Here is a 25,876-nt window from a genome sequence, read left to right on the forward strand (position 1 = left end):
AGAGGATGCGGGGTTGAGCTCCGGTCGGGGCCGAGTCGAACCCGGTGCCCCGATCGCGCTCACGCGGCGGGCGACGTCATGCTTCGGCGCCCGAGCGGCGTCTCTCGACCTCGAAGTGCAGTCGCTCGAGTTCGGCGGCGAACACCTCGAACGGGCCACGTGCGACGATCCCCGGGGCGACGTCGTGGATGGCGAGGGGCCGGATCGGCGACGGCGCTGCGCCCCACGAGGACCGCCACTGCGTCAGCTGAGCGGTCGAGCCGGCGAACACGATGGGGCCGAGTCCCGCCCACGCGTGCGCCGCGGCGCACATGGAACAGTGCTCGCCCGAGGTGTACACCGTCAGGGAGGCCCGCTCGGCCGCGGGATAGCGCGCCACCGCCCACCGCACCAGAGCGAGCTCCGGGTGCGCGGTGGGATCGCCCTGACCGACCGTGTTCCGTTCCTCTCGGAGCACGTGCCCGTCGGCATCGACGAGCAGGGATCCGAAGGCCTCGTCGCCCGCGCCCACCGCCTCGGTCGCCAGTTCCAGGCAGCGTCTCAGGGCCTCGATGTCGTCCATGGTTCCTCTTCTCCCGGGTCGTACCGCCGCGGGCGGGTCGTGGGTGCACGTGTGTCGTATCCATCTTGACGTCGNGCCTGCCCCTTGCCGCCCGCGCCGCGGCGTGACCACAGAGACGGTGTCGACGACGGACACGATATGGTGCGCGCCGTCGACGAGTAGCACATCCGCGAGCTTCGAGCGGATCCCGCGTCGATCGGCATCCCGTCATTACGGTGAGACGATGAACGATCACGAGCTCACCGCCCTGACCCTCTCTCGCGCGAGCGAGAACGTCCGCAACGGGGGCAAGCCGTTCGCGTGTCTCATCGTCAAGGACGGCGAGATCGTCGCCGAGGCGGTCAACCACGTCAGCCAAGAGGGCGACCCGACGGCCCACGCCGAGGTCCGGGCGATCCGGGCCGCCGCGGCGAAGGGCATCAGCGACCTCGGCGGGTACGACATGTTCGTCACCGCTTACCCCTGCCCGATGTGTCTGGGGGCGGTCTACTACGCGCAGCCCGATCGCCTCGTCTACGCGGCCACGCGGGAGCAGGAGGGCGAGCACTACGAGGACGGCAACCGCCTGATGACCCTCGCGACGTTCTACGACGAGTACGCGAAGCCGGTGGCGGAGCGTTCCCTTCCCACCGAGCAGGGTCGCGCCGACGATCCGACGGCACCGTTCCGCGAGTGGACCGCGATGCACGGCGACTGACCGCGGGACCCGCCCGCGACGCAAGGGCCTCGGCATCCCCCGTCCTTTCGGTGTTCACTGGACCCATGCGATCGATCTGGAAGGGTGCCCTGACGTTCGGCCTCGTCAACGTGCCCGTGAAGGTGTACTCGGCCACCGAGGATCACGACGTCTCTCTGCACCAGGTGCACAACGCCGACGGCGGGCGCATCCGCTACCAGCGCATCTGCGAGATCGACGGCGAGGTCGTGCCCTACAGTGACATCGACAAGGCCTACGACGACGGCGAGCAGACCGTTGTGCTGACCAAGGACGACCTGGCGTCGCTGCCGAGCGAGCGCAGCCGCGAGATCGAGGTCGTCGAGTTCGTGCCCAGTGACCAGGTCGACCTGCTCACCCTCGACAAGGCGTACTACCTCGAGCCGGACTCCTCGTCGCCCAAGGCCTACGTCCTGCTGCGCAAAACCCTCGAGCAGACCGACCGCACCGCCATCGTGCGCTTCTCCCTGCGGCAGAAGACCCGGCTCGCCGCCCTCCGGGTGCGCGGAGACGTGCTCGTGCTCCAGACGCTGCTGTGGGCCGACGAGGTGCGCGAGGCGGCGTTCCCGGCGCTCGATGAGAGCGTGCGGATCTCGGCCAAGGAGCTCGAGATGTCGGCATCCCTCGTCGAGAGCTTCTCGAAGGACTTCGATCCCGAGGAGTTCACCGACGCGTACCAGGCGGAGCTGCGCACCCTGATCGACGCCAAGCTCGAGAAGGGCGACGCGATCGACACGGATGCCACCTTCGGCACGCAGGAGACGGAGGACGGCGGCGAGGTCATCGACCTGATGGAGGCGCTCCGCGCGAGCGTCGAGCGCAGCCGCGCGGCGCGGGCGGGGAAGAAAGACGAGGCCGCCGACAAGAAGCCGGCGGTCAAGAAGAAGACGAAGGCGTCCTGAACCTCAGCGGGCCGGGTGGTCGCCGTCTTCGAGCGTCTTCGGGTCGAGGGTCAGCGCCTCGGCCTCGGCGTGGGTCACGGTGCCGTGCCCGGCCGCCGCGTCGCGCTTGGCGGCGGCGCGCTCGCGGAAGTAGTGGAAGACCACGAAACCGACGGTGCCGACGACGACCGTCAGCAGGATGACGTCGATGTACTCCGCGACGAACTCACCGACGCCGGGGATGAGGCTGAGCAGATAGCCCGCCACCGTGAGGCCGAAGCCCCAGATGAGGGCGCCGATCAGGTTGTAGAGCGTGTACTTCCACTTGTTCATGTGGCCGACGCCCGCGGCGATCGGCGCGAACGTGCGCACGATCGGCACGAAGCGGGCGAGGATCACGGTCAGCCCGCCGAACCGGACGAAGAACGCGTTGGTGCGCTCGACGTTCTTCCGGCTGAACAGCCCCGACTCCTTGCGTTCGAAGATCGCAGGCCCCGCCTTGTGGCCGATGAGATACCCGACTTCGCCGCCGAGGAAGGCGGCGAGGCCGATCAGCATGCCGGTGATCCAGACGTTGACGCCGAAGACGCCGTGAGGGGGGTGCGTGACCGGGTTCGACAGGATGCCCGCCATGATCAGCAGCGTGTCGCCTGGAAGCAGGAAGCCGATCAGCAGGCCGGTCTCGGCGAAGATGATGAGGCACACGATCACGAGGGCCCAGGGGCCGGCGGCGTCGATGATCGTCGCGGGGTCGAGCCACGGGAGCAGGGCGGCGGTGGTGTGGATCACATCGGTCCCGTCGGATCGGAGAAGCGGTGCTGGGTGGAACGGTCGGACAACGGTGCGGGCGACGCGGTGGGGCGAGACGTCACCGGTGAAACGGCCGATCGTGCGGAAGGGGGGACTTGAACCCCCACGCCCGAAGGCACAGGAACCTAAATCCTGCGTGTCTGCCGATTTCACCACTCCCGCGAGTGGGATCAGTCTAAACGGGACACGCGCGCGCTCGATGTGAACGAGCCGTCAAAGCGCGACCACCTCACCCGCCACCACGGTGACGTTCGTCCGGGTCTCATGGATGTCGACGGCCGGACCGGCGAACGGGTCGCGGTCGGCGATCGCGAGGTCGGCAGGCGCCTCCGGCACGAGGGTGCCGGGACCGATGCCGAGGAGATCGGCGGAGCCGCGCGTGTACGCGTCGAGGGCGGTCCCGAGCTCGAGCGCCTGCCCGGCACCCAGGGGTGCGGCATCCCCCTCACCGGGCGGACGGCGGGTGACCGCGACGTGGATGCCCAGCCACGGGTCGAAGGTCGAGACAGGCCAGTCCGACCCCATCGCGAGCGCGGCGCCGTCGTCATGGAGGGCCGCGAACGGGTAGAGATCGTCGGCGCGGTCGACGCCGAGCAGCGGCAGGGTGACCTGGCGCACGAGGGCGTTGGCACAGGCCCAGTACGGCTGGCAGTTGGCGGTGACCCCCAGCGAGGCGAAGCGGGGGACGTCGTCGGGCGCGATGAGCTCGAGGTGGGCGATGTGGTTGCGCACGCGGGCACGGTGATCGGCCGGTACCGCGGCGAACCCGTCGAGAGCGTCATGGACCGCCGCATCCCCGAGGGCGTGCACGTGGACGGCGAGACCGGCCGCGTTCAACGCGGGCACCAGCTGCTGCACGAGCTCGGGCGCGAAGTACGACAGGCCGTGCGATCCGTCGGGATAGGGGTGGCAGAGGTGAGCGGTCCGCGTCTCGACGATCCCGTCCAGCATCAGCTTCGCCGTGCGCGTGGCGAAACCGGCGGCGGTGTTCGCCCGGGCGCGCTCGAGGCACACGGCCACGAAGGCGTCGATGCCCTCCGACGTGAGGGTGCGGGGCACCCAGATGGCGCCCGTCGCCCGCCCGATCAGCGACCCGTCGTTCAGCAGTGAGAGGTACGCGTGCGAGAAGTCGGGGTACCCGGCGTACTCTCCCAGCGCGGCCTCCTGCCAGCCGGTGATGCCGGCGGCCAACACCGACCGCGAGACCGTCAGCAGAGCGCGCGCGATGTCGGCGGTCTCGTGCGGGGGGATGTGCGGGGAGACCAGCTGCATGGCGCCCTCGCGCAACGCGCCGCGAGGAGTGCCGTCGGCCCCACGCTCGATCCGCCCGTCGGAGGGATCGGGGGTCTCCCGGTCGATGCCCGCGGCGACGAGGGCCGCCGAGTTCGCCCACCCGCCGTGGTGGTCGGCGTCGAGCAGGAAGGCGGGTCGGTCGGGAACCAGCGCGTCCAGGTGGGCCGCGGTCGGGCCGGTGGGCGGGAAGAGCGTGGGGTCCCACCCTCCGCCCACCACCCAGGCGGAACCGGCGCCGGTGCCGGCGGCGAAGGCGCGAACGCGCTCGTCGAGCTCATCGAGGGTCGCCGCGCCGGCCAGATCGCAGCGGAGGGCGTCCACCGCCCCACCACCGAGGTGCAGGTGCGCATCGACGAACCCCGGCGTCACGAGACCGCCGCGCGCGTCGAGTTCGTCGTCGACGCTGCCCAATTCGTCGCGCACCGCGCGGCGGGAACCGACGGCCACGATCCTGCCGTCGCGGATCCCCAGGGCGTCGGCATCGAGAACGGCTCCGGCGGAGAAGAAGACGCCGTCGGCGACGAGAAGGCTGCTCACGGCTTCAGTGTGGCGGGGACCTCTGCGACACGCCGAAGGAATGCGCGCGCCGCCTCGGGCGCTTCCTTCCGTATGCAGGCGATCACGTACTCCCAGACCGGTGACTCCTCCGTCCTCTCGCTCGTCGAGCGACCCGTGCCCGAGCCGGGCCCCGGCGAGGTGCGCGTGCGCATCGCCGTGTCGGGGGTGAACCCGACCGACTGGAAGGCTCGACAGGGCGGCCGGCCGTTCTCCTGGGACGAGGTGACGCCCAACCAGGACGGCGCGGGAATCGTGGATGCCGTCGGCGACGGCGTCGACACCCCGTCGACGGGCCAGAAGGTCTGGGTCTACCTCGCCCAGCACGAGCGTCCCACCGGCACCGCCGCCGAGTACGCCGTCATCCCCGCCGAACGCGCCGTTCCGCTGGCCGACGGCGCCTCTTTCGAGCTGGGTGCGAGCCTCGGCGTTCCCGCCATGACCGCCCACCGCGCCTTGACGGTGCACGAGAACGGCCCCGCGCGACTCGCCCCCGGCGCGCTCGACGGCCGCACCGTCCTCGTGCACGGCGGTGCCGGCGCGGTCGGCCACGCCGCCATCCAGCTCGCCGTCTGGGCCGGCGCGACGGTGATCGCGACCGTCAGCAGCGACGAGAAGGAAACGCTGGCGCGGGCTGCCGGCGCCCACCACGTGCTGCAGTACCCGAGCGACGCGCTCGCCGACGGCATCCGTGAGCTCGCACCCGACGGCGTCGACCACATCGTCGAGGTCGCCATCGCCGACAACGCCGCCCTCGATGTCGAGGTGATCGCCAACCACGGCTCGATCGGCTACTACGCCGACAACGGCGGCGACGCGTTCTCGGCGGCCGTGCGGGCGAGCTTCGCCAAGAACGTCCGCTGGCAGGGCCTGCTGCTGTACACCGTCGGCGAAGACGCGCTCGCCGCCGCTGCGGAGGACATCTCCGCCGCCGTGGCCGACGGTGCGCTCCCGGTGGGCGAGGACGCCGGGCTGCCCCTGACCTGGTTCGCTCTGGCCGACACCGCCGCCGCGCACGACGCCGTGGCGGACGGTGCGACGGGGAAGGTGCTCATCCGGGTCGGCGAGGGCGAGTAGCCGCCGCATACGAAACCGCCGGGGCCGCGCGTGAGGCGCGACCCCGGCGGTTCGTCGTCCGGGGGGGAACGTCGACTACTGCTGCTGCGTGCGGCGGCGCGCGATCGCCGTTCCGGCCGCGACCAGCAGACCGAAAGCGAGCATGCCCGCACCGATCAGCGGCAGAGGCGAACCGTCGACCTCGGAACCGGTGCGCGCGAGGCTTCCGCCCGAGCCCTTCGAACCCGGGACGGGCGTGGCACTGGCCGAGGGACCGGCCGTGGGTGCCGCCGTGGCCGTCGGCTCCGCGGTCGGGCTGACCGTGGGTTCCGCGGTGGGCGTCGGCTCCGGCGTCGGCGTGGGCTCGACGGCGTTCCACGCCAGGGCGTAGGCCGCGTGGCCGATCGCCGGAGCGAAGATGTCGACCGAGGCGCGGCTGACATTTGCGAGGGTGTCGTTCTCGGTGTGGTAGTTCCGGTCCATGAAGACCCCGGCGGTCCCGCCGAACAACTGCACCTGCTCGTCGGTCTTGATGTCATCCGCACCCGAGAACAGTCCGCCCGAGGCGATGCCGTTCTCGATGAACGCCTGGTAGTCGCTGCGTCCCGAGTACTCGGTGTCGATCCAGGGCTGGTCGATGGCGTCGAAGTAATCGGTGTAGACGTCCTCGATCTCGGCCGATCCGTCGGGGATGTCCACGGGTGCCTCGGACGAGGACTGGTCGGCGTCGTACACGCCCACCGTAAAGTTCTCCGACCCGATCATGTCGTAGTTCAGGTACGCAGAGATGCGGGCGAGCTCCGCCGGGTCTTCGGCGACGAGCTGGTCGACGTAGGCCGTCGAGCCGAGCAGGCCGATCTCTTCGGCACCCCAGAGGGCGAGGCGGATGCGCTTGTCGTTGGGAACCTCGGATGCCGCGATCTTCTCGGCGAGGGCGAGGATGGCGGCCGAGCCCGAGCCGTTGTCGTTGACACCGGGACCCTCGGCGACGCCGTCGAGGTGCGCGCCGATGGCGATCGTGCCGTCGGGGTCGCCCGCGATGCTGTCGGCGATGATGTTGAAGGACGTTCCGACGAGGAACTCCTTCTCGATGACGGCGGTGCCCTCGACGGGCTCATCGGCGGGTGCCGCCGAGATCAGCGCCGCGATCGCCTCGCCGCTGGCCTGCGGAAGAGTGGCCGCGGGGGAGTCGTCGGTGTTGCGCGGACCCGAGGCGACGTTGGTCAGCTGGTCCTGGGGAGTGGTCCCCTCGGCTTCAGGACGGGCGTTGTTGTACACGAACACCGCGCCGGCGCCGGCAGCGGTGGCGAGATCGATCTTCTCTTCGAAGGTGCAGGTCCCTCGCTGTACGAGCACGATCGCCCCCGCCGGGACAGTCGCGTAGTCCGTGCTCGCGCAGCCTTCGCGCAGCCCCGCGGCGTTGGGGGACGGCAGGGCGAGATCGGCGGTCAGGTCACCGTCGATGCCCTCACTAAGGTCGAAGTGCGAACCCTCGTACGTTTTGCCGTCGACGGTCAGCGAGGCCTCGCCGAGGTCGGTGTAGGGCACCTCGAACTCATCGCGGGTGACCGTGAACGCTCCCGTGGTCTCGAGGACGTCCTCGGCGTACTCGGCGGCGGCCTCGTAGCCCGGCGAATCCCAGGCGCGGAAGCCTTCCGCGGCGAAGGACTCGGTGATCTCGGACAGCTCGGCGAGGTGGGTCATGACGTCGGCGCCGGTCAGGCCCAGGTCGTTCGGCGTTTCTCCCGATGCGACCGCGGCGTTCGCCGCCGGAGCCAGCAGCAGCGATCCGCCGACGAGAGCGGTCGTGGCGATCACGGCGGAGAACCGTCGGCCGCGCGAGGGCGGGGAAGGAGTGGTGTTACGGGGCACGGTGAAGGCACCTCTCTGCGGGCAGCGATGTCCGCATCATCCAGGGGGAATGACGTACCCGCACGAGGAGGCGGGCACATGTCGATTCTTATCGGATGTCCATGTATTCGCTACTGGTCACCGGAATGTTTACGGCGACGAAATGCGCGGACGACACTCGAACGCCTCGGCCGTGCGATCGACCCGCACGGTTTCCCGCCTCTCAGCGAGGGCGCGGCACGTACCGCGGCACCCACCGGATGAAGCCGACGGCGCCGAGCACCGCGATCGCGCCCACCGCTCCCACTCCGACCGACAGCGACGCCACCGCCGTGAGCGCCGAGACGAGCAACGGTGCCACCGCCCCGCCGGCATCGGTCAGCGTCCGCCACGACCCGAGGAAGGCGGCGGGCTCGGCGGGAGGGGCGATGTCGGCTCCGAGGGTGAGCAGGATGCCGCTCGAGAGGCCGTTGCCCACGCCGAGGACGGCGGCGAACATCGCGTACCACATGGCCGCGGAGCCGAGATCGTGCGTGAACGACAGCGCGATGAACCCGGCGCCCATGAGGATCATCGCCGGCAGCGCCGCCCAGAGCCGTCCGAAGCGATCCATGACCTGACCGCTGGCGTAGAAGAGGGCGAAGTCGATGGCACCCGACACCCCGACCACGACCGCGATCGTGCCGGCATCCAATCCCAGCGACACACCCCACAGTGGAAGCACCACCTGGCGGGCCGACCGCACCGCCGAGAGGGAGGCCGCCGCGAGTCCGAGCCGCGCGAGCACGCCGCGGAAGCGCCACATCGTGCGGAACACCCCGGCACGTTCGGCCGTGGGGATCGCGCCGGTGACGGGCTCGCCGCTGTCTTCGGCCTCCCCGGTCACGGCGGGCTGCCGCTGCGTCGAGCCCGCCCCGACCGGCACGGCGCGCTCGGGGTCGGGTCCGAAGAACACCAGCAGGATCGTCGCAACCTGGCACACGGCGAAGAAGATTACGGATGCCGTCTCGTCGCCGAAGACGCCCAGCAGTGCCGCCGAGATGAACGGGCCGACGAACATGCCCGCCCGGAAGGTGCCACCCAGCAGCGACAACGCCCGGGCGCGGAAGTGCAGGGGCACGCGGGTGGTCATGAACGAATGGCGGGCCAGCGCGAACGCCGCCGCGCAGAAGCCGATGAGGAACACCGCCGCCGCGAACACCGCAAGCGACGACGCGAACACGATGCCGACGAGACCGGCCAGGACGACGATGCCGGCGACGCCCATCGTCACGCGCTCACCGAAACGGGCGACGGCCCACCCCGCGGGGATGTTCCCGCACAGCTGCCCGACCACGAGGGCGGAGGCGACCAGGGCCGCGAGGGCGACGTCGGCGCCGAGCCGGTCGGCGATCACGGGGATGAGGGGGATGACCGCGCCTTCGCCGATCGCGAAGAGCAGGGTGGGTCCGTAGATCATCGGCGCGAAGCGCACCAGCACGTTCCGGGGAGAGTCGGCTGTCACCGTCTCCACGATAGGCTGGATGCCAAATGCTCGAACTCGATTTGACCGCCGACATCCAGGCGCTGCGCTCGACCTTCGCCGATATCCAGGCCGTGGTCGACGTCGACGCACTCACCGCAGACATCGCACGCCTCAGCGAAGAGGCCGGTGCCCCCAACCTCTGGGACGACGTCGACAACGCCCAGAAGGTGACCAGCCGTCTCAGCCACAAGCAGGCGGAGCTCAAGCGCGTCTCCGAGATCGAGCAGCGCCTCGACGACCTCGAGGTGCTCGTCGGACTCGCCATCGAGATGGAAGACGAGGAGTCCGCTGACGAGGCCCGTCGCGAACTCGCCTCGTTGAAAGACGTGATCGGCCAGCTCGAGGTGCAGACGCTCCTCGACGGCGAGTACGACCCGCGCTCCGCGGTGGTCACGATCCGCTCCGGCGCGGGCGGCGACGACGCCACCGACTTCGCCGAGATGCTGCTGCGCATGTACCTGCGCTGGTGCGAGCGCCACAAGTACCCCGTGAAGGTCATGGACACCTCGTTCGCCGAGGGCGCGGGCATCAAGTCCGCGACCTTCGAGGTCGACGTGCCCTACGCCTACGGCACGCTGTCCGTCGAGGCGGGCACCCACCGCCTCGCGCGCATCAGCCCCTTCGGCGGTGCCGACAAGCGCCAGACCAGCTTCGCCGCGGTCGAGGTCATCCCGGTGATGGAAGAGGCCGTCGAGGTCGACGTGCCCGAGGGCGACATCCGCGTCGACGTGTTCCGCTCGTCGGGGCCGGGCGGACAGTCGGTCAACACGACAGACTCGGCCGTTCGCATCACGCACCTCCCCACGGGCCTGGTCGTGTCGATGCAGAACGAGAAGTCGCAGATCCAGAACCGCGCCGCCGCCATGCGCGTGCTGCAGACCCGCCTGCTCCTGCTCAAGCGCGAAGAAGAGGCCGCGAAGAAGAAGGAGCTCGCCGGCACGATCACCGCGAGCTGGGGCGACCAGATGCGCTCGTACTTCCTCTACGGCCAACAGCTCGTGAAAGACCTGCGCACCGGCTACGAGGTCGGCAACCCCGCGGTGGTCTTCGACGGCGACCTCGATGGGCTCATCGCCGCCGGCATCCGTTGGCGCAAGCGCAAAGAAGACGACTGACCCCTCCCGTGACGACGAACTCTGTGGATGCCGAGACGACCGGCATCCACAGGGTTCTCTCGTTTCGCGACACGGCGCGTCCTGACGGCGTGTCCCGGGCCCGCGCTTAGGCTCATCGAGCCATGATCCGGTTTGAAAACGTCACCAAGCGGTATCGCGGCACCGCGAAGCCCGCCCTCAGCGCCGTCGACTTCGAGGTGCAGCGCGGGGAGTTCGTCTTCCTCGTCGGTGCATCGGGGTCGGGGAAGTCGTCGTGCCTGCAGCTCATCCTGCGCGCGGAGACGCCCAGCGAGGGGCGCGTGGTCGTGCTCGGTCGGGACCTGCGTACGCTGTCCAACCGCAAGGTGCCCTACTTCCGTCGCGAGATTGGCTCGGTCTTCCAGGACTTCCGACTGTTGCCGAACAAGACCGTGTTCCAGAACGTCGCCTTCACGCTCCAGGTGACCGGCTCCTCGCGAGGGTTCATCCAGCAGGCCGTCCCCGAGGTGCTCGCACTCGTCGGCCTCGACGGCAAAGAGAAGCGTCTGCCGCACGAGCTGTCGGGTGGGGAGCAGCAGCGTGTCGCCATCGCGCGCGCCCTCGTCAACCGCCCCCAGGTGCTGCTCGCCGACGAGCCGACCGGAAACCTCGACCCCGGCACGTCCACCGACATCATGCGCCTTCTCGCGCGGATCAACGCCGGCGGCACGACCGTCGTCATGGCAACGCACGAGGCCGGTTTCGTCGACCAGATGCAGCGACGCGTGATCGAGCTCAGCGGTGGCGAGATGGTGCGCGACGAGCGCGGCGGTGGCTACGGCGACACCGCCAGCATCCCGCGTCTGAGTCCTGAGGTCGAGAAGGGTGCGGCCGCCGTCGCCGCCCTCTCGGCGGTGCTCGAGGTGCAGCGCGAGGTCACCGGTCGAACGGGCCCCCTGCAGCCCCTGCCGAAGACGGATGCCGCCCCCGAACCTCGTGCGGAACGGGCACCGGATGCCGCCCCCGAGGCCGACACTCCGGCGTCAGCGGAGGCCGCCGCCGAGCAGCCCGCCCGGCAGCCCCGCGAGCCGGGGACGAACACGGGGTTCATTCCGGTCACGACCCCCCAGGTCGACGAGCTCGGACTCGCCGATCGTCTCGGCCTCGGGAAGAAGACAGACCGCGTCGACGAAGTGGGGCCCACGTCATGAGGTTCGGGCTCATCCTGTCGGAGGCCTTCACCGGTCTCCGCCGCAACGCGTCGATGGTGATCTCGGTCATCCTCGTCACCTTCGTCTCGCTGACGTTCGTCGGCGCGGCGATGCTCATGCAGATGCAGATCGGCAAGATGCAGTCGTACTGGGCCGACCGCGCCCAGGTGGCGGTGTTCATGTGCGCATCGTCGTCGAACACCGACACGTGCGCCGCGGGGGAGCCGGCGACCCAGCAGCAGATCGACGACGTCAAGGCGACGCTGGACGGGCAGGCGCTCGCGCCGCTCATCCGCGACTACACGTTCCAGACGAGCGACGAAGTGTTCGCCGACGCGCAGCAGCAGCTGCCGGAGGACATCCTCGGAGTCGTCACGGCCGACCAGTTCAACGCGACCTTCAGCATCAACCTGGTGGACCAGAGCCAGTCCGACGTGATCACCGAGGCGTTCAGCGGCCGAACCGGGGTCGAGGACGTCCAGGATCAGCTGCAGTATCTCGAGCCACTGTTCCAGGCGCTGACGGTCGCGACCTACGTCGCCGTCGGTATCGCTGGTCTCATGCTGATCGCGGCCGTGCTGTTGATCGCCACGACCATCCGCCTGTCGGCGTTCGCGCGTCGGAAGGAGCTGGGCATCATGCGGCTCGTGGGGGCGTCCAACCGGTTCATCCAGACACCGTTCGTCGTCGAGGGCGTGCTCGCCGCCCTGGTCGGCTCGGCCCTCGCGAGCGTCGCGGTCTGGGCCATCGTCGGCGTCGGCGTGAACCAGTACCTGCGGGACCGCATCGGATTCATCACGTCGTGGGTCGACGTGGGCGACGTCGCCGTCGTCATCCCGGTCATCGTCGTCGTCGGGGTGATCCTCGCCGCCCTGAGCGCGAGCTTCGCCATCCGGCGGTGGCTGCGCACCTGAGCGTGGGGTAATCTGTAAGGCTCCGTGTGCCCATGATCATGAGGAGGTGGCACCATGCCTCGTGAGCAGGGTGAAAAGCTCATTGCGTCCAACAAGAAGGCGCGTCACGACTACGCCATCGAGAAGACCTACGAAGCAGGTCTCATCCTGACCGGTACCGAGGTCAAGTCGCTGCGGCAGGGTCGGGCGAACCTCACCGACGGTTACGCCTACATCGACGGCGGGCAGGCGTTCCTCGACGCGGTGCACATCCCCGAGTACTCGCAGGGGCATTGGACGAACCACTCCGCCAAGCGCACGCGCAAGCTTCTCCTCCACAAGGAGGAGATCATCAAGCTGTCGCACGCCGTCTCGGCGGGCGGCTACACGCTCGTGCCGTTGCGGTTGTACTTCCTCGACGGTCGCGCCAAGGTCGAGATCGCTGTGGCCAAGGGCAAGCGCGAGTTCGAGAAGCGTCAGACGATCCGCGAGCGCGAGGACAAGCGCGAGGCAGAGCGGGCGATGCGCACCAAGAACCGCCTGGGCGACTGACAGCCGCGCGACCTGCATCACCGGCGCCCGGGGCGTGCGGTCCGATTCGGGCGGGTCACTCCGCGCGGAAGCGCCCTTCCACCGCCGAGGTCACGACGATCTCGGGCGGCTGCAGGCTGAACGACGGGCCGGAGTCGGCATGGGCGGCCATCATCCGCGCGCCCATCGGCGACGGCGCCTCGGGACGACCGCCGAGCAATCCGACATCGGCGATCTCGACCGCCGCCACCGATGCGAGGCCGAGGGCGTCGGCGTAGGCCGTAGCCCGTTCGAGGGCCACATGCACCGCTTCGGCGGCGACCTCGCGTTCCACCCGGGCGCGCGTGTCGGGGGAGAGGCGCCACTCGACGGCCGTGACCTGCACGTCGTCGGACTCGGCGACGTCACCGAGCCACCACGACAATGCGCCGGCGTCGGTGAATGTCGCCGACAGTTCCACGCTCGCGTGGTGCACGAGGGGCAGCTGGGTCCCCTCGTTGTTCCAGGGGCGGTCGGACCAGACCGAGACGCGGGCGCTCGACCACTCCGAGACCTCACCGGAGCGCAGGTGGGCGACGAGGCCGTCCTGCACCGCTGTCGCGCGTTCCTGCGCCCGTTCGACGACGGGACCGCGCGTGGGACCGTCGGTGGAGACGGTCACGCGCACGGCCGCTTCTTCGGCGCGGACGCGCGAGTTGCTTTCGCCCCGGACGGTGATGACGACGTCGCTCATGCGGTGAGCTTACGGGAGCGCGGTCGTCCGGCCCCGTGTCGATGCGCTCCTTCCCGCTCAGAACTCCGGAGGATCGGCCGTTCCGGCCGTGGAGCGCCGCGTGANTCGCCGCCGCCCGGGCAGATCTCCGGAGTTCTGCACGAGCGCGCGCTCGGCCTCCCGGCCTTCGGGAATCACGGCGCCCCGCGAGGCGTTGTAGACTGAGATGCTCGGGCGCTTCGGCGGCCGAGATGGCAACTCAATAGCGTGACAACGGCCGCTCCTTCACGGAGTTCCCGGGGCTGATCGGTTTCGACAGCGCCTGCGAACCCGCGAGAAAGCGGGCCGAGGATGTGGGGTTATCTCGTAAACGCTCCCTGCAAAACAATAAGTGCCGATGCTAAGCGCACTGACTTCGCCCTCGCTGCGTAAGCGAGCCCGATAGTCCGTCAGACCGTGTGTGACCCCGCCACGGATTCTGGCGTCATTTAGGGGTCTTGCTGTGTGACGGCGTCTGGACGTCACGCGGGACTTTTCCCAGGCTGGGCTCGTCGACTTAGGTGTCTGTGACAAAGGTCGGAGCCGAGCAGAACGTCTGCACAGACTGCGCCCGGAGAAAACGCGGAGACCCAGCGTTGGACGGGGGTTCGATTCCCCCCAGCTCCACGAGCCGTTGTCACGATGAGATAGCCCCCAGATCCGCCCGTTTCGGCGGGATGGGGGCTTTTTCGTGCGCTCGTTCAGCCCGCGGTGCGCGTGTGGATGTCGCTCTCGCCCGAGACGCCGTTGAGGTCGAGGTACACGCGACCCTCGGTGCGGGTCAAGGTGGCGGTGCTGCGGCGTTCGAGGCCCTCGGCCACTCGCTCGACGAAGCCGGGGTCGAAGCTGTGCAGCAGCACCTGATCGGCGCGGTGGATGCGCTTGCCCGTCCAGGCCGCCGAGACCTTGTCGGGGTCACGGTGGGTGTAGACGGCGACGCGCCCGGCCTTCATGCTGCCGGTGTGCAGCCGGGCGGCATCCGGTGCGCCGACTTCGATCCACGCCACGAGCGCTCCGGTGAGGTCGGTGACCATGACGGCCGGCTCGTCGGTGGCGGCGACGCCCTCACTGAAGGCGATGCCCTCCTCGTACTCGAGACAGTAGGCGAGCACGCGGGTGAGCATGTACGGCGCGGTCTCTGATGGATGCCGGGCGACCCGCAGCTGCAGTTCGTCGTACACGCCGCGATCGACGTCGGAGAGCTGCACCGTGAAGGTGTGAATGGTCGAGCCGATAGCCACGACGACCGAGCCTACGCGAGCGAGGGTCGCCGGCGTGCCGGTGCGCCGCTTGTCCGCCCCCGTGGCGGCGTCTAGCGTCGGAGCATGCCTGACCCTCGCGCGCTCCGCATCGACGTCGGCCCCTTCCAGCTCGAGCCCACGCCCGACGCCTCCACCTGGACCGCAGCTCCGCGCGGCGACGCCGCTTACACGGCATCCGGGATCACCGCGGGGTGGAGCGAGTGGGTCGCGTTCGCGACTCGTGTGCTGCGCGCTGACGAACTGTGGCGCACCGTCGAGGCGCGCGGTGACGCCTGGGACGAGGGTTTCGCTGCGGCCCGGGATGCCGCGGCGGTGAACCCGTACCGCTGAACCCGTAACGCCGAACCCGAGCAACGTGACCGGCACAGCCGAACCCGAGCTGCGGAACCGAGCCCCGGAACCCGCCGTGGGTGGCCGCCGCTTATCCGCGTGGGGCGTCGACGAGGATCAGGCTCTGCCGCGTGTCGGCGAGCTTCACGAACCCGTCGCCGAAGAGATAGGTCAGGCCGTATCCGTCGACCCCACGGCCCCCGAGCCATTCGGGGTTCTCGGTGACGTAGGTGCCATCGTCGTCGACCTCGACCTTCCAGCCGGACGCGACGAGCTCCTTCTGGGCCGTGGCTGCCGTGGCCTCGTCGATCGGCGCCCACCCGAAGATCTGGACCCTGTCGGACGCGATCTTCTGGTCGCCCCATTTGCACTGGATGCCCTCTTCGAGCGCGATCGCGCCGATGCGGAAGGGCTCCTGCTGGGTGACCCACCCGATGCTCGTGAAGTCGTCGGCTGTCGCCTGCGGGATGATGTTCTCGCACGTGGGGTCGGGCGTCTCGGAAGCGGGGGTCGCCGTCGTCTCAGGGGCCGCGATGGTGGGGCCGGCTGCCGACTCGGCGACGCTGGGCACGGTCTCGGGGGTGGGGCCGCTGCACGCGGTGAGCAGGCTCGCGATCAGAATTCCCCCGACCGCCACCAGGGGGGCACGTTCACGCGGGCCGCTCACCGAGGGTCCCCGCCGTGCAGCAGGGCGAAGAAGTCGTCGTGCAGGATGCCGTTCGTGGCGAACGACGAGCCGGCGTCGAGACGGTCCGAGCCGTCGAAGGCGGTGAATCGGCCGCCGGCCTCCCGCACGATGGGGGCGATCGCGGCGATGTCGTACTCTTTCACGTCGAACTCCGCGACGAGTTCGAGCCTGCCCTCGGCGAGCCACATGTACGGCAGGGCGTCGCCGTAGGCACGGTCGCGCCAGACCGCACGCGCCAGTCGCTCGAGGGCGGGCACCAGCTCGACGCCGTCCCATTGCTGGATGCTCTGGAAGCTGATGCTCGAGGCACCGACCTCCTCCACTCCCGACACCCGGATGCCGCGGGTCTCGCCCGACGCGGTTGTCGTCCACGCGCCGTGGCCGACCGCGGCCCACCAGCGGCGTCCGATGGCGGGCTGGCTCACGACGCCGACCTGGGGGACGCCGTCGACCGAGAGGGCGATCAGCGTCGCCCACACGGGGATGCCCCGCATGTAGTTGTGCGTGCCGTCGATGGGGTCGATGACCCACCGGCGGGCCGTGTCGCCCGAGGAGCCGTACTCCTCGCCCAGGACGGCGTCGTCGGGTCTCTCGGCATCGAGGATCGCGCGGATCGCGCGCTCGGTCGCGAGATCCGCCTCGGTCACGTGCGTGCGGTCGGGCTTGGTGTCGACGCGGAGGTCGGCCGCATCGAAGCGGCGCATCGAGACAGCGTCGGCGGCGTCGGCCAGGCGCAGGGCGAGGGCGAGGTCGTCGGTGAGGGTCGGAGGCGCTGCTTCGATCGGGGACACGGCTCAAGGATACGGTCGACCGGCGGCCGATTTGGCGTGCCCGCGTCACGCCTGGTAACGTAATCCCTCGGTTCGGAACGCAAGTTTCGGCCCGAACGGAACGCACCTCTAGCTCAATCGGCAGAGCAACTGACTCTTAATCAGTGGGTTCTGGGTTCAAGTCCCAGGGGGTGCACCACTCACGAAGCCCGGTCTCTCATCGCGAGATGAGAAAGCGGGCTTCCGTGCTCCACAGGTGCGGTTCGGCGGGCGTGGCCTATGGCACATAGGCGAGAACGTGTGGATGGCTCGGGCGTGTCGTCCTCGCCCGGTTCGGTCCAGAGTCCTTCCTCGGTGCTGAGGGCGGTGTCGGAAGGCGTTTCGTCGTCGTGTCAGAGGATCTGGTCGTCCTGCGCGAGCGCGGCGTGCGCGTGGGAACAGTAGCCCGGGTGCCCTGCTGCCCGCGACGAGCGCCGGGTGATGAGGGCTTCACAGCGAGGTTCGGACATCTCGCCCGCGGTGCCGTAAGCGCAGAGGACCGGACGGTCCAAGCGCGCCTGCATCCGCCGCACCAGACGGCCGAGCGCTGGCTCATCGATGAGCATTGCGTTCCCCTTGTCGTGACGGTGGTCAGGGCCCCCGCCCGCCACCATCACCGAGAGCATAACCGCCCCGGAACGCGTCTCGTCCGTATTCGGAGGCCGTTCGCGCCGGCTCCGCACTCGGCTTGTTCCCGCGGGAAGCGGTCGAAGACGAGCCGCTATGCGTGACCACGGGTCCTGGCGGCCCTGGTCGCGTCGTCGAGAAGGCGTAGCGGTGGTCGACAGGGAAGACTCTCTTCCGTGCCCCCGGGATCCGCATTCGCACAGCGGGGATGTCAGCGTCCGTCGAGGAGATGAATCTCACCGTGGACCGGGTGAACCGTTCCAAACCGCATGATCGGCGAGACAGTTCTCGCTACGTCGGCGCAATAACTTTTACATCGGAGGTGGGCCGCGCGGTTCATTCTCGCCGCGGTTTCGCTCGGAAGTCACGGGAAATCATCGCGAGAGGCTATTGCACGCTCTTTCATGTCTCGACGACGTGGTTACCGCTATCCTGTGGCACTCCGCGAGACGGTGTCAATAGTGCAAACGGCGTTCTCCTGCGGTTCGCCGGTCGCCCGAGGGGTTGCATCCACTCGAGACGCCCGTCCCTCACCCACGGAAAGACGCGGCTGTTCTCATCGTGCTCACCGTCGGGAGGGTCGCACGACGCGCTCAGGGGCTCGATTGGGGGGCTCCTGGCGGTCCATTCTTAATCCACCCGTAATGGTGCGGGTATAAGGTCGTTTCTGCTGCGCCGCAGCGGTCCTGACATTTGCACCCGCCGCGGGGCGCGAAAGAAACAATGCGCACCCTGAGCTCGAGCCGAAAGCACAATGCGCCCATGGAACTCAACGCCGCCTCCGGTGTTCCGTCCCGTTCGTCCGCCCGTCACCGACGCACCCTGATCAGCACGACCGTCGCCGTCGCCGTAGCCGCTCTCGTCGCGGGAACCGCGACGCCCAGCGTCGCCGCGGTCGCCGGGCCGGTCGGACTCTTCCCCGACAGTGTGCGACCGCAGGTCCCCGCGATGCCCGTCCCCGGCCCGATCGAGGTCGGATTCACCTTCTCGCCCGAGGAGTCGGGCGCCCTGTCGGCCGTCCGGTTCTACCAGAACGCCCCCAACTCGGGCGTGGTCAGCGCGTCTGTCTGGTCGTCCACCGGCGTGCTGCTCGCCCAGGCGCCGGTCGATCCCGTCGCTGCGGTGGGCTGGCGGACCGTCCCGATCGCGCTCGACCTCGAGGCGGATGTCTCGTACACCGTCAGCGTGCTCGACAACGACGGCCGCATCCCCGCGATCGAGAACTACTTCGCCGAGCCGAAGACGACCAACGGCATCGTTACGCCGGCGAAGGCCGGCGTGTACAAGGCCTCCGCCGGCTACCCCACCATCGGGCAGACCGCGAGCGGCCTCGTCGACATCGCCTTCACCGCCGAACCCGACCTCGAGTCCGGATCCGAGCCCTCGCCCGACCCGACCGAGCCGGACCCGACCGCCCCCGCACCGACGCCCGTTCCGGTCGAGCCCCCGGCACCGGAGCCCGACCCCGCCGGACCCGTCAGCGCCGTCGGCCCCGACGGCACCCACTGGCCGGAGAACACCCCGCGTGCCGATGCGGCGCGTGTGGTGCAGGTGAAGCCCACGTGGGCCGCCATCTCCGCGGCGATCACCGCGGAAGCCAAGACCTCGGACGACGTGGTGATCTGCGTCTCGCCGGGCACCATCGTGGGCGGCAACGGCTCGGGATCCAGCGCCAAGGGCGTCCTCCAGGACGTCGGAAACGCCAACCGCCCGTCGCGCATCCTCGTCGACGCGTGCGACGGCGTCGGCACGGTCAAGACCGCAGGAGACAAGGGCATCGCCTTCGTCGGGGTCCGCGGTGTGTCCATCGTCGGCATCGACATGGGCGACACGTCGGTGATGCTCCGCAACGTCGAGTCGTTCGGTTTCGGGTACACCACGGTCGGCACGCTCCTCGTGACCGCCAACGGCGGCCGCGGAGTACAGAACACGGACGTGGTCGAAGTGGTGGCGGGCACCGAAGCGGTGGCGGGCGCCGGGTACGACCGCATGGAGGTGAAGTCCGCCGACGGGTACGACATCGACGGTCTGACCTTCTCGGGCCTGTACGCCGCGCCGCACTACAAGGCGCGCGGGTCCAACGCCCACACCGACACGATCCAGTTCGTGACGACCTCGGGCACGGGCACGATGACCGACATCGTGATCGAGGACTCCGCCGTCTTCGCGTCGTCCAACCAGGGCATCATCGCGGGCAGCAACAGCGGCGGCGAGATCCGCAACACCGTCGTCGTCGGCGGCAAGACCAGCCAGCAGCGTTACCCCGTCTACGAGGGCGGGCAGCCCGTCCTCGCAGCCAACTCGTTGCACGGGACGTGGTCGGACCTCGCGATGGACACCTCCACGGTCGCGGGCAGCGTCTCGCCGTCGTACTCGTTCTCCGAGGTCGAGGCGTCCGAGAGCACCAAGGGCGATCGCGGGTTCAGCAAGCTCGAGCCGATGACGCTCGACGACCTCGACGAGATCGCACCGGTGCCGACGGCCGAGCGCCTGGCGGCCATCTGGGGCTGACGCCCGAACGGCGAGGCGCCGGANTCGGTCTGCGATCGAGCGTCGGCATCCGGCGCCTCAGCACCGGTTCCGCAGCTACCGCGTCACGCTGCGTCGCCCACCAGTACCGCGGCGCCCTCGTCGGCGGCATCCGGGTGCGCACCGTCGATGTGGGCGAGCAGGCGGCGTCCGAACAGGATGCACAGGCTCGCGATCACGACCGACACGGCCGCCATGACGTACGGGACGCCCGCATCGAACGCGTGCCACAGCAGGGCGGCGAGCGGGGGAGCGACGGCGCCTCCGAGGAACCGCACGGCGGAGTACGCCGACGACGCCACCGAACGCGGAAGATCGGTCGCCTCCATCACCGCCTCGGTGAGCGCGGTGTTGACGACGCCGAGCACGAGTCCGCCGACGACGATGCAGGTGACCAGCGCGGCGGCCGACGATACGACGAACGCGGCCACGAGAAGGTCGAGGGCGAGCAGTGGCAGAGCGATGAGCAGCACCGTCGTCAGACGCAGACGCCGCAGCAGCAGCGGCGCGACCCACACGCTGGTGATCGCCAGCCCCAGACCCCACCCGAAGAAGGTCAGGCCGATCCCCATCGCGCCGAACCCGAGCGGGAAGGGCGAGAACGCCAGCAGCGTGAAGAAGCCGATGTTGTAGAACAGGGCGGTGGCGGCGAGGATCGCCAGCGCGGGCCGGCCCAGGGCGCGGAACGGCGCGCTGAACGCGAGCGGCGTCCGCGCGGGAGTGGGCCCGCGAAGCAGGAGCAGGACGGCGACGAACGCGATGGCCATGAGCGCGACGACACCGAAGAAGGGTCCTCGCCAGCTGACTTCGCCCAGGATCCCGCCCAGCAGGGGGCCCACCGCGATGCCGAGGCCGAGGGCGGCTTCGTACAGGATGATCGCGGCGGAACTGCCCCCTGACGCCGCTCCGACGATGGTGGCCAGAGCCGTCGAGATGAACAGCGCGTTGCCGAGTCCCCACCCGGCGCGGAAACCGATGATCGCGTCGACGCTGCCGCTGAGGGCGCACAGCAGGGCGAACACCACGATGAGCGCCAGGCCCACCAGGAGCGTCGCCTTCGCCCCGATCCGGCTCGAGATCCAGCTCGTCACGAGCATCGCGAGTCCGGTGACCACGAGATAGCTCGTGAACAGCAGCTCGGTCTCGACGGGGCTCGCCTGAAGGGATTCGGCGATCGCCGGGAGGATGGGGTCGACGAGACCGATGCCCATGAACGCCACGACGCACGCGAACGCGACGGCCCACACCTGTGCGGGCTGCTTCCAGATGCGGGGTGCTGCGGTGTCGGCGGTCACCGGACGACCTCCTTCAGCTCGGGGGTGAGAGGCGCGACAGGAACGAGGCCCACGCGCAGGGACAGGGCCGAGGCGGCGACGCCGACGGCATCCCATTCCGCCTCCGACAGGTCGGCGACGTGCGGCGCGAGCGCCGTGCGGAACTGTTCGAACCACCCGGCGAGGGCGGCCAGGCCCGCGTCGGTCGCGCGGATCACACTGACGCGCGAATCGCTCGCGTGCGCTGCGCGCTCGACGAGACCGGCGGCATCCATCTGATGCACCAGCCGCGTCATGCCCGGCTGGGTCACCCGGCTCAAGGTGGCGAGGTCGCCGAGCCGCTGAGGGCCGTGGTCGCGCAGGAGCGTCAGCGTGCGCCACTGTGCCGCAGGGGCGTCGTTCTGGGTGTCGATGGCCGCGATGCGCGTGAGGGCGTGCACCGCGAGCAGGAGTGTCTGCAGGTCGTCGTCGCGGGTCATGGGAAAAGCATACCTCAGGTATATACCTAAGGTATGGATGTGGGACAAGTCATCACCGCGCGGCGATCCGCGTCGACAGCTGATGCGCGTGCGCCAACAGGACGCGCCCCAGCTCGGCGAGGCGCTCACCGCCGAACCGGAACTGGACTCCGGTCAGACTGAGCGCCCACTGCGGATCGCCCGACCGCGTGAACACCGCCGCCCCCAGACCCCAGCTCCCCTCCACGATCAGCCCCGGATTGACCGCGTAGCCACGGGCCTTCGTGTCGGCGATGCGCGTGCGCAGGCGTGCGGGGGAGTGCGACGCCCCCCACCGTTCCGCCAACTCCGGATGTCGTTCCAGATAGGCGTCCACATCCTGGGGTGGCAGGAAGGCGAGGATCGCCAGTCCGGCCGACGCGACGCCGAGCGGGAAGCGCACCCCCTCCGACAGGACGAACGAGCGGATGGGGAAGCTCCCGTCCTCGCGCACCAGGCAGACGGTCTCGTCACCGCGCCGCACCGACAGGAACGCGCTCTCCTCGGTTCGGACCGCGAGCGAGCGCACGATGTCGCGCGCGGTGGCGGTGATGTCGAATCGGGATGCCGCGACGCTTCCCATGAGATACAGCTCCGGTCCCGGCAGCCACCGTCCGGAGGCATCGTCGCGGTCGACCAGTCCCTCCGCGCGCAGCGCGGTGAGAAGGCGATGCGCCGTCGGGCGGGTCAGGTCGGCATCGTGCGCGAGGTCGCCGACGCTCGCGCCGCCGTCACCCGCGGCGGTCACCAGGCGCAGCAGGTGCGCCGCGCGGGCGATGACCTGAGCGCCGGGCACCCCGGCGCGAGGGGTCGATCCGGTTGGGGTGTCCACGATGTGGACGCTACGCGGCGCGGCATCCACATCGCAAGATGCTGCTGCGTGCGGCCGGCAGAGCCGTCGCACCATGGGATCACCGCTGTTCGAAGGAGTACGCGTGATCGACAAAACCTGGCCCTCGGCGGCCGACGCCGTCGCCGACATCCCCGACGGAGCCTCGCTCGCCGTGGGAGGATTCGGCCTCTCGGGCAACCCCATCGCCCTCATCGAGGCGCTGCTCGCGCAGGGGACGCGCGACCTCTCCGTCGTGTCGAACAACTGCGGGGTCGACGACTGGGGGCTCGGCATCCTGCTCGGGGCGGGTCGCATCCGCAAGATGACCTCCTCGTACGTCGGTGAGAACAAGGAGTTCGAGCGGCAGTTCCTCACGGGTGAACTCGAGCTCGAGCTCACCCCGCAGGGCACGCTCGCCGAGAAGTTGCGCGCGGGCGGCGCGGGCATCGCCGCGTTCTACACCCAGACCGGTGTCGGAACGCAGGTCGCGGAGGGCGGGCTGCCCCGCCGATATGACGGCGCCGGCGGCATCGCCGTGGCATCGCCCGCGAAAGACGTGCGGATCTTCGACGTTCGCGGCGAGCCCCGCGAGTTCGTTCTCGAAGAGGCGATCACCACCGACTTCGCTCTCGTTCACGCCTGGAAGGGGGACCATCACGGCAACCTCGTGTTCCGCAAGGCCGCCCGCAGCTTCAATCCGCTCGCGGCGATGGCCGGTCGCACCTGCATCGTGCAGGTGGAGCACCTCGTCGAGCCGGGTGAGATCGACCCGGATGCCGTGCACCTTCCCGGAGTCTTCGTCCACCGCATCGTCGAGGTGGGCGAGTTCGAGAAGCGCATCGAGAAGCGCACGGTGAGCGGGGGAGCACGGTGAGCGGGTACCGGTCGCTTCGCGCACGGACGACGATGAACGCGAAGGAGTTCTGACATGCCCCTCACCCGCCTCGAGATGGCCGCCCGCGCCGCCCGCGAACTCGCCGACGGCGCCTACGTGAACCTCGGCATCGGCCTGCCGACCCTCGTCCCCAACCACGTGCCCGACGGGGTGACCGTGGTGCTGCAGTCCGAGAACGGCATCCTCGGCGTCGGTCCCTACCCGACCGACGACGCGGTGGACGCCGACCTCATCAACGCCGGCAAAGAGACCGTGACGACCCTCCCGGGGGCCGCCTTCTTCGACTCGGCGCTGAGCTTCGGCATGATCCGCGGCGGCAAGATCGACGCCGCCATCCTCGGTGCGATGCAGGTCTCGGCATCCGGAGACCTCGCCAACTGGATGATCCCGGGAAAGATGGTCAAAGGTCCCGGCGGCGCGATGGACCTCGTGCACGGCGCCGCCCGTGTGATCGTGCTGATGGAGCACGTCGCCAAGGACGGCTCGCCCAAGATCGTCGACACCTGCTCCCTGCCCCTGACCGGGCGGGGCGTCGTCGATCGCATCATCACCGACCTCGCCGTCATCGACGTGACGCAGGATGGACTGGTGCTCGTCGAGCTCGCCCCGGGGGTCGGTGTCGACGAGGTGCGAGATGCCACCGAGCCCCCGCTGACCGTGAGACTCACCGAGGAGATCACCCGATGAACCGCCAGAACGCTCCCGAGGACGATGTCGTCATCGTCGCCGCTGCCCGCACCCCGCAGGGGCGGTTGAAGGGGCAGCTGGCCCCGCTCACCGCCGTGCAGCTGGGCGCAGCCGCCATCGGCGGTGCGCTCGAGCGCGGCGGCATCCCGGCCGAGACCGTCGACGCCGTGCTCGTCGGGCAGGTGCTGCAGGCGGGGTCCGGTCAGAACGCCGCGCGTCAGGCCGCGATCGCGGCGGGCATCGGGTGGGACGTGCACAGCGCCACGATCAACAAGGTCTGTCTCTCGGGCCTCACAGCGGTCATCGACGCCGCCCGCATGCTGCGCCTCGGAGACGCGACGGTGGTCGTCGCCGCCGGCATGGAGTCGATGACTCGCGCGCCGCATCTGCTGATGAACTCGCGCGAGGGATACGCCTACGGCTCCGTCGAGGTGCTCGACCACATGGCCTCCGACGGTCTGACCGATGCGTACGACCGCGAGAGCATGGGGGCTTCGACCGAGCGCGCCAACGACCGGTACGAGGTCACGCGAGAAGCACAGGATGCCGTGGCCGCCCGCTCGCATGAGCGCGCCGCGGCGGCGCAGGCGGACGGGGTGTTCGACGCCGAGATCGTCCCGGTGTCGATCCCGCAGCGCAAGGGCGATCCCGTCATCGTCACCGCAGACGAGGGCATCCGCCCCGGCACCACGGTCGAGACGCTCGGGAAGCTCCGCCCCGCGTTCGCCGAGGGCGGGTCGATCACGGCGGGGAATGCCTCGCAGATCTCGGACGGCGCCTCCGCCGTGGTCGTGACCACCCGTGCGGTCGCTGAGAAGTATGGGTGGGACGTTCTCGCCGTCGTCGGTGCCGCGGGGCAAGTCGCCGGCCCGGACAATTCCCTGCACGACCAGCCTGCCCGCGCGATCGCCCGGGCGCTGGAGAAGCAGGGGATCTCGGCATCCGACCTCGACCTCGTCGAGATCAACGAGGCGTTCGGTGCGGTGGTCGCCCGGTCCCAAGCCGAACTGGGACTCTCCGACGACGTGGTCAATCCGCACGGCGGCGGTATCGCGATCGGCCACCCCATCGGCGCCTCGGGGAACCGCCTCGTCGTCCACGCCGTCCACGAACTCGTGCGGCGGGGGAGCGGCACGGCCGCGGTCGCGCTCTGCGGCGGAGGCGGTCAGGGCGACGCGCTCATCCTCACCCGGTGAAACCCTCGCCGTCCGCCCGTGCGGCGAGATCACCCGATCGTGTCGAGGTCGCCGGATCCGGCGGCCCCACACCGTGTGCGTTCGCGCCGATCATGTGATCTCGCGCGGGTTGCGACGGGTCAGCGCGCGAGACGCTTCTTGAGCAGCTTGCCCTGCTTCTTCTGGATGGGGGAGTCTCCCGCGATCACCCGGCCGCGGCGGGCGCGGCGCGTGTCGACGACCGCACCCACGGCCAGGGCGAGGGTGATACCCCAGCTCAGCCACGCCAGGGCGGTGCGCCAGGTGAACGGCTCATCGTTCTTGAGCCCGCGCAGAAGGGTGACGCCGCCCGTGATGGCGCTGAGGAGACCGGTTCCGAAGATGTACTGCCGCATGCGCCCAACCTACCGATTCGCAGGCGATCGCCACCGCCGCCTTGACACCCGCTCACGCCCCTCTCTGTGAGCGACGCGAGCCACGGGGACGCGACGCGTCGAGGCGCTCCCGGCGGCGAGGACCGTCTCGCGGGGTGGCGTCCAGCCCCCGGACGCGGATCCGACCCGC

At 69.8% G+C, this 25,876-nt stretch carries 26 protein-coding genes, 2 tRNA genes and 1 other RNA gene; 14 read left to right on the top strand and 15 right to left on the bottom strand.

Features of this window, described 5'->3' with window-relative positions; all coding sequences use genetic code 11:
• Window positions 1-76: 76 nt before the first annotated feature.
• Window positions 77-562 carry a nucleoside deaminase gene (locus tag ACTJJP_RS00885; RefSeq protein WP_440773182.1) on the bottom strand — a complete coding sequence of 162 codons (486 nt, stop codon included), beginning with the start codon at window positions 560-562 and terminating at the stop codon, window positions 77-79.
• Between the two features lie 223 nt (window positions 563-785).
• Between ACTJJP_RS00885 and ACTJJP_RS00890 the strand changes: the two genes are divergently transcribed.
• Window positions 786-1,259, top strand: a complete 474-nt coding sequence (locus tag ACTJJP_RS00890; RefSeq protein WP_440773183.1) for a nucleoside deaminase — start codon at window positions 786-788, stop codon at window positions 1,257-1,259.
• A gap of 65 nt (window positions 1,260-1,324) precedes the next feature.
• Window positions 1,325-2,179 carry a non-homologous end joining protein Ku gene (gene ku / locus ACTJJP_RS00895; RefSeq protein WP_440773184.1) on the top strand — a complete coding sequence of 285 codons (855 nt, stop codon included), beginning with the start codon at window positions 1,325-1,327 and terminating at the stop codon, window positions 2,177-2,179.
• 3 nt (window positions 2,180-2,182) lie between these two features.
• Here the strand turns inward: ku and ACTJJP_RS00900 are convergent, their stop codons facing one another.
• The 3 genes from ACTJJP_RS00900 to ACTJJP_RS00910 all read right to left on the bottom strand — a co-directional run bounded on the left by ACTJJP_RS00900 (window position 2,183) and on the right by ACTJJP_RS00910 (window position 4,798).
• Window positions 2,183-2,947 (bottom strand): DedA family protein, encoded by a 765-nt coding sequence (locus ACTJJP_RS00900; protein ID WP_440773185.1) that lies wholly within the window; start codon window positions 2,945-2,947, stop codon window positions 2,183-2,185.
• A 101-nt stretch (window positions 2,948-3,048) separates the two neighbouring features.
• A tRNA-Leu gene (locus tag ACTJJP_RS00905) sits at window positions 3,049-3,130 on the bottom strand.
• Window positions 3,131-3,181: 51 nt separating this feature from the next.
• Entirely contained in the window at window positions 3,182-4,798 is a 1,617-nt protein-coding gene (locus tag ACTJJP_RS00910; RefSeq protein ID WP_440773186.1) for an amidohydrolase, read from the bottom strand.
• Window positions 4,799-4,870: 72 nt separating this feature from the next.
• Here ACTJJP_RS00910 and ACTJJP_RS00915 point away from each other — a divergent pair, with 72 nt between their 5' ends.
• Window positions 4,871-5,893 carry an NADPH:quinone reductase gene (locus ACTJJP_RS00915; protein WP_440773187.1) on the top strand — a complete coding sequence of 341 codons (1,023 nt, stop codon included), beginning with the start codon at window positions 4,871-4,873 and terminating at the stop codon, window positions 5,891-5,893.
• 75 nt (window positions 5,894-5,968) lie between these two features.
• On the opposite strand, the gene ACTJJP_RS00920 is transcribed toward ACTJJP_RS00915, so the two are convergent.
• Together ACTJJP_RS00920 and ACTJJP_RS00925 are read right to left on the bottom strand one after the other, a co-directional pair.
• Window positions 5,969-7,690 (bottom strand): M20/M25/M40 family metallo-hydrolase, encoded by a 1,722-nt coding sequence (locus ACTJJP_RS00920; protein WP_440773188.1) that lies wholly within the window; start codon window positions 7,688-7,690, stop codon window positions 5,969-5,971.
• Between the two features lie 256 nt (window positions 7,691-7,946).
• A complete protein-coding gene (locus ACTJJP_RS00925) occupies window positions 7,947-9,182 on the bottom strand; it encodes an MFS transporter (RefSeq protein WP_440773665.1) in 1,236 nt (411 codons plus the stop codon).
• Window positions 9,183-9,253: 71 nt separating this feature from the next.
• Here ACTJJP_RS00925 and prfB point away from each other — a divergent pair, with 71 nt between their 5' ends.
• The 4 genes from prfB (at window position 9,254) to smpB (ending at window position 12,977) form a co-directional block, all read left to right on the top strand.
• Entirely contained in the window at window positions 9,254-10,363 is a 1,110-nt protein-coding gene (gene prfB, locus ACTJJP_RS00930; protein WP_440773189.1) for a peptide chain release factor 2, read from the top strand.
• Window positions 10,364-10,485: 122 nt separating this feature from the next.
• Window positions 10,486-11,532: a cell division ATP-binding protein FtsE gene (ftsE, locus tag ACTJJP_RS00935; RefSeq protein ID WP_440773190.1), complete on the top strand. Its 1,047-nt coding sequence runs from the start codon at window positions 10,486-10,488 to the stop codon at window positions 11,530-11,532.
• A complete protein-coding gene (gene ftsX / locus ACTJJP_RS00940) occupies window positions 11,529-12,446 on the top strand; it encodes a permease-like cell division protein FtsX (protein WP_440773191.1) in 918 nt (305 codons plus the stop codon). Before ftsE ends, ftsX begins: the two co-directional genes overlap by 4 nt.
• Before the next feature lie 54 nt (window positions 12,447-12,500).
• Window positions 12,501-12,977 (top strand): SsrA-binding protein SmpB, encoded by a 477-nt coding sequence (gene smpB / locus ACTJJP_RS00945; protein ID WP_055953901.1) that lies wholly within the window; start codon window positions 12,501-12,503, stop codon window positions 12,975-12,977.
• A 55-nt stretch (window positions 12,978-13,032) separates the two neighbouring features.
• On the opposite strand, the gene ACTJJP_RS00950 is transcribed toward smpB, so the two are convergent.
• Window positions 13,033-13,689 (bottom strand): SIMPL domain-containing protein, encoded by a 657-nt coding sequence (locus tag ACTJJP_RS00950; RefSeq protein ID WP_440773192.1) that lies wholly within the window; start codon window positions 13,687-13,689, stop codon window positions 13,033-13,035.
• A gap of 277 nt (window positions 13,690-13,966) precedes the next feature.
• Between ACTJJP_RS00950 and ssrA the strand changes: the two genes are divergently transcribed.
• Window positions 13,967-14,337, top strand: a transfer-messenger RNA (tmRNA) gene (gene ssrA / locus ACTJJP_RS00955).
• A 71-nt stretch (window positions 14,338-14,408) separates the two neighbouring features.
• Here the strand turns inward: ssrA and ACTJJP_RS00960 are convergent.
• The gene (locus ACTJJP_RS00960) at window positions 14,409-14,948 is read right to left on the bottom strand and encodes a YaeQ family protein (RefSeq protein ID WP_440773193.1); all 540 of its coding nucleotides are present in this window, start codon (window positions 14,946-14,948) and stop codon (window positions 14,409-14,411) included.
• Between the two features lie 84 nt (window positions 14,949-15,032).
• On the opposite strand from ACTJJP_RS00960, the gene ACTJJP_RS00965 reads away from it, so the two are divergent.
• Window positions 15,033-15,299, top strand: coding sequence for a hypothetical protein (locus ACTJJP_RS00965; protein ID WP_440773194.1), 267 nt, complete (start codon window positions 15,033-15,035; stop codon window positions 15,297-15,299).
• 91 nt (window positions 15,300-15,390) lie between these two features.
• Here the strand turns inward: ACTJJP_RS00965 and ACTJJP_RS00970 are convergent, their stop codons facing one another.
• Together ACTJJP_RS00970 and ACTJJP_RS00975 are read right to left on the bottom strand one after the other, a co-directional pair.
• The gene (locus ACTJJP_RS00970; RefSeq protein ID WP_440773195.1) at window positions 15,391-15,966 is read right to left on the bottom strand and encodes a hypothetical protein; all 576 of its coding nucleotides are present in this window, start codon (window positions 15,964-15,966) and stop codon (window positions 15,391-15,393) included.
• Window positions 15,963-16,769: an inositol monophosphatase family protein gene (locus ACTJJP_RS00975; protein ID WP_440773666.1), complete on the bottom strand. Its 807-nt coding sequence runs from the start codon at window positions 16,767-16,769 to the stop codon at window positions 15,963-15,965. The genes ACTJJP_RS00970 and ACTJJP_RS00975 overlap by 4 nt, the downstream gene beginning before the upstream one ends.
• Before the next feature lie 111 nt (window positions 16,770-16,880).
• Between ACTJJP_RS00975 and ACTJJP_RS00980 the strand changes: the two genes are divergently transcribed.
• Window positions 16,881-16,956: transfer RNA gene (locus ACTJJP_RS00980), tRNA-Lys, on the top strand.
• 193 nt (window positions 16,957-17,149) lie between these two features.
• On the opposite strand, the gene ACTJJP_RS00985 is transcribed toward ACTJJP_RS00980, so the two are convergent.
• Complete coding sequence (locus tag ACTJJP_RS00985) at window positions 17,150-17,362, bottom strand: hypothetical protein (protein ID WP_440773196.1); 213 nt, start codon at window positions 17,360-17,362, stop codon at window positions 17,150-17,152.
• A gap of 823 nt (window positions 17,363-18,185) precedes the next feature.
• Between ACTJJP_RS00985 and ACTJJP_RS00990 the strand changes: the two genes are divergently transcribed.
• Window positions 18,186-19,934 carry a DUF4082 domain-containing protein gene (locus ACTJJP_RS00990; RefSeq protein WP_440773197.1) on the top strand — a complete coding sequence of 583 codons (1,749 nt, stop codon included), beginning with the start codon at window positions 18,186-18,188 and terminating at the stop codon, window positions 19,932-19,934.
• Window positions 19,935-20,017: 83 nt separating this feature from the next.
• Here the strand turns inward: ACTJJP_RS00990 and ACTJJP_RS00995 are convergent, their stop codons facing one another.
• From ACTJJP_RS00995 to ACTJJP_RS01005, 3 genes are read right to left on the bottom strand one after another with little or no spacing between them, the layout of a single operon-like run.
• The gene (locus tag ACTJJP_RS00995; protein ID WP_440773198.1) at window positions 20,018-21,247 is read right to left on the bottom strand and encodes an MFS transporter; all 1,230 of its coding nucleotides are present in this window, start codon (window positions 21,245-21,247) and stop codon (window positions 20,018-20,020) included.
• Window positions 21,244-21,705: a MarR family winged helix-turn-helix transcriptional regulator gene (locus ACTJJP_RS01000; RefSeq protein ID WP_440773199.1), complete on the bottom strand. Its 462-nt coding sequence runs from the start codon at window positions 21,703-21,705 to the stop codon at window positions 21,244-21,246. The genes ACTJJP_RS00995 and ACTJJP_RS01000 overlap by 4 nt, the downstream gene beginning before the upstream one ends.
• A gap of 52 nt (window positions 21,706-21,757) precedes the next feature.
• The gene (locus ACTJJP_RS01005; RefSeq protein WP_440773200.1) at window positions 21,758-22,555 is read right to left on the bottom strand and encodes an IclR family transcriptional regulator; all 798 of its coding nucleotides are present in this window, start codon (window positions 22,553-22,555) and stop codon (window positions 21,758-21,760) included.
• 103 nt (window positions 22,556-22,658) lie between these two features.
• Here ACTJJP_RS01005 and ACTJJP_RS01010 point away from each other — a divergent pair, with 103 nt between their 5' ends.
• The 3 genes from ACTJJP_RS01010 to ACTJJP_RS01020 are packed head-to-tail and all read left to right on the top strand — an operon-like array spanning window position 22,659 to window position 25,333.
• Entirely contained in the window at window positions 22,659-23,429 is a 771-nt protein-coding gene (locus ACTJJP_RS01010; RefSeq protein ID WP_440773201.1) for a CoA transferase subunit A, read from the top strand.
• A 54-nt stretch (window positions 23,430-23,483) separates the two neighbouring features.
• Window positions 23,484-24,137: a CoA transferase subunit B gene (locus ACTJJP_RS01015; RefSeq protein WP_440773202.1), complete on the top strand. Its 654-nt coding sequence runs from the start codon at window positions 23,484-23,486 to the stop codon at window positions 24,135-24,137.
• Window positions 24,134-25,333 (top strand): acetyl-CoA C-acetyltransferase, encoded by a 1,200-nt coding sequence (locus ACTJJP_RS01020; RefSeq protein WP_440773203.1) that lies wholly within the window; start codon window positions 24,134-24,136, stop codon window positions 25,331-25,333. The genes ACTJJP_RS01015 and ACTJJP_RS01020 overlap by 4 nt, the downstream gene beginning before the upstream one ends.
• Window positions 25,334-25,452: 119 nt before the next feature.
• Here ACTJJP_RS01020 and ACTJJP_RS01025 read toward each other — a convergent pair whose 3' ends face one another.
• Complete coding sequence (locus ACTJJP_RS01025; RefSeq protein WP_440773204.1) at window positions 25,453-25,707, bottom strand: hypothetical protein; 255 nt, start codon at window positions 25,705-25,707, stop codon at window positions 25,453-25,455.
• Between the last annotated feature and the right edge of the window lie 169 nt (window positions 25,708-25,876).

This window comes from Microbacterium sp. 22296 (assembly GCF_052045385.1).
In the GTDB taxonomy this organism is placed as follows: domain Bacteria; phylum Actinomycetota; class Actinomycetes; order Actinomycetales; family Microbacteriaceae; genus Microbacterium.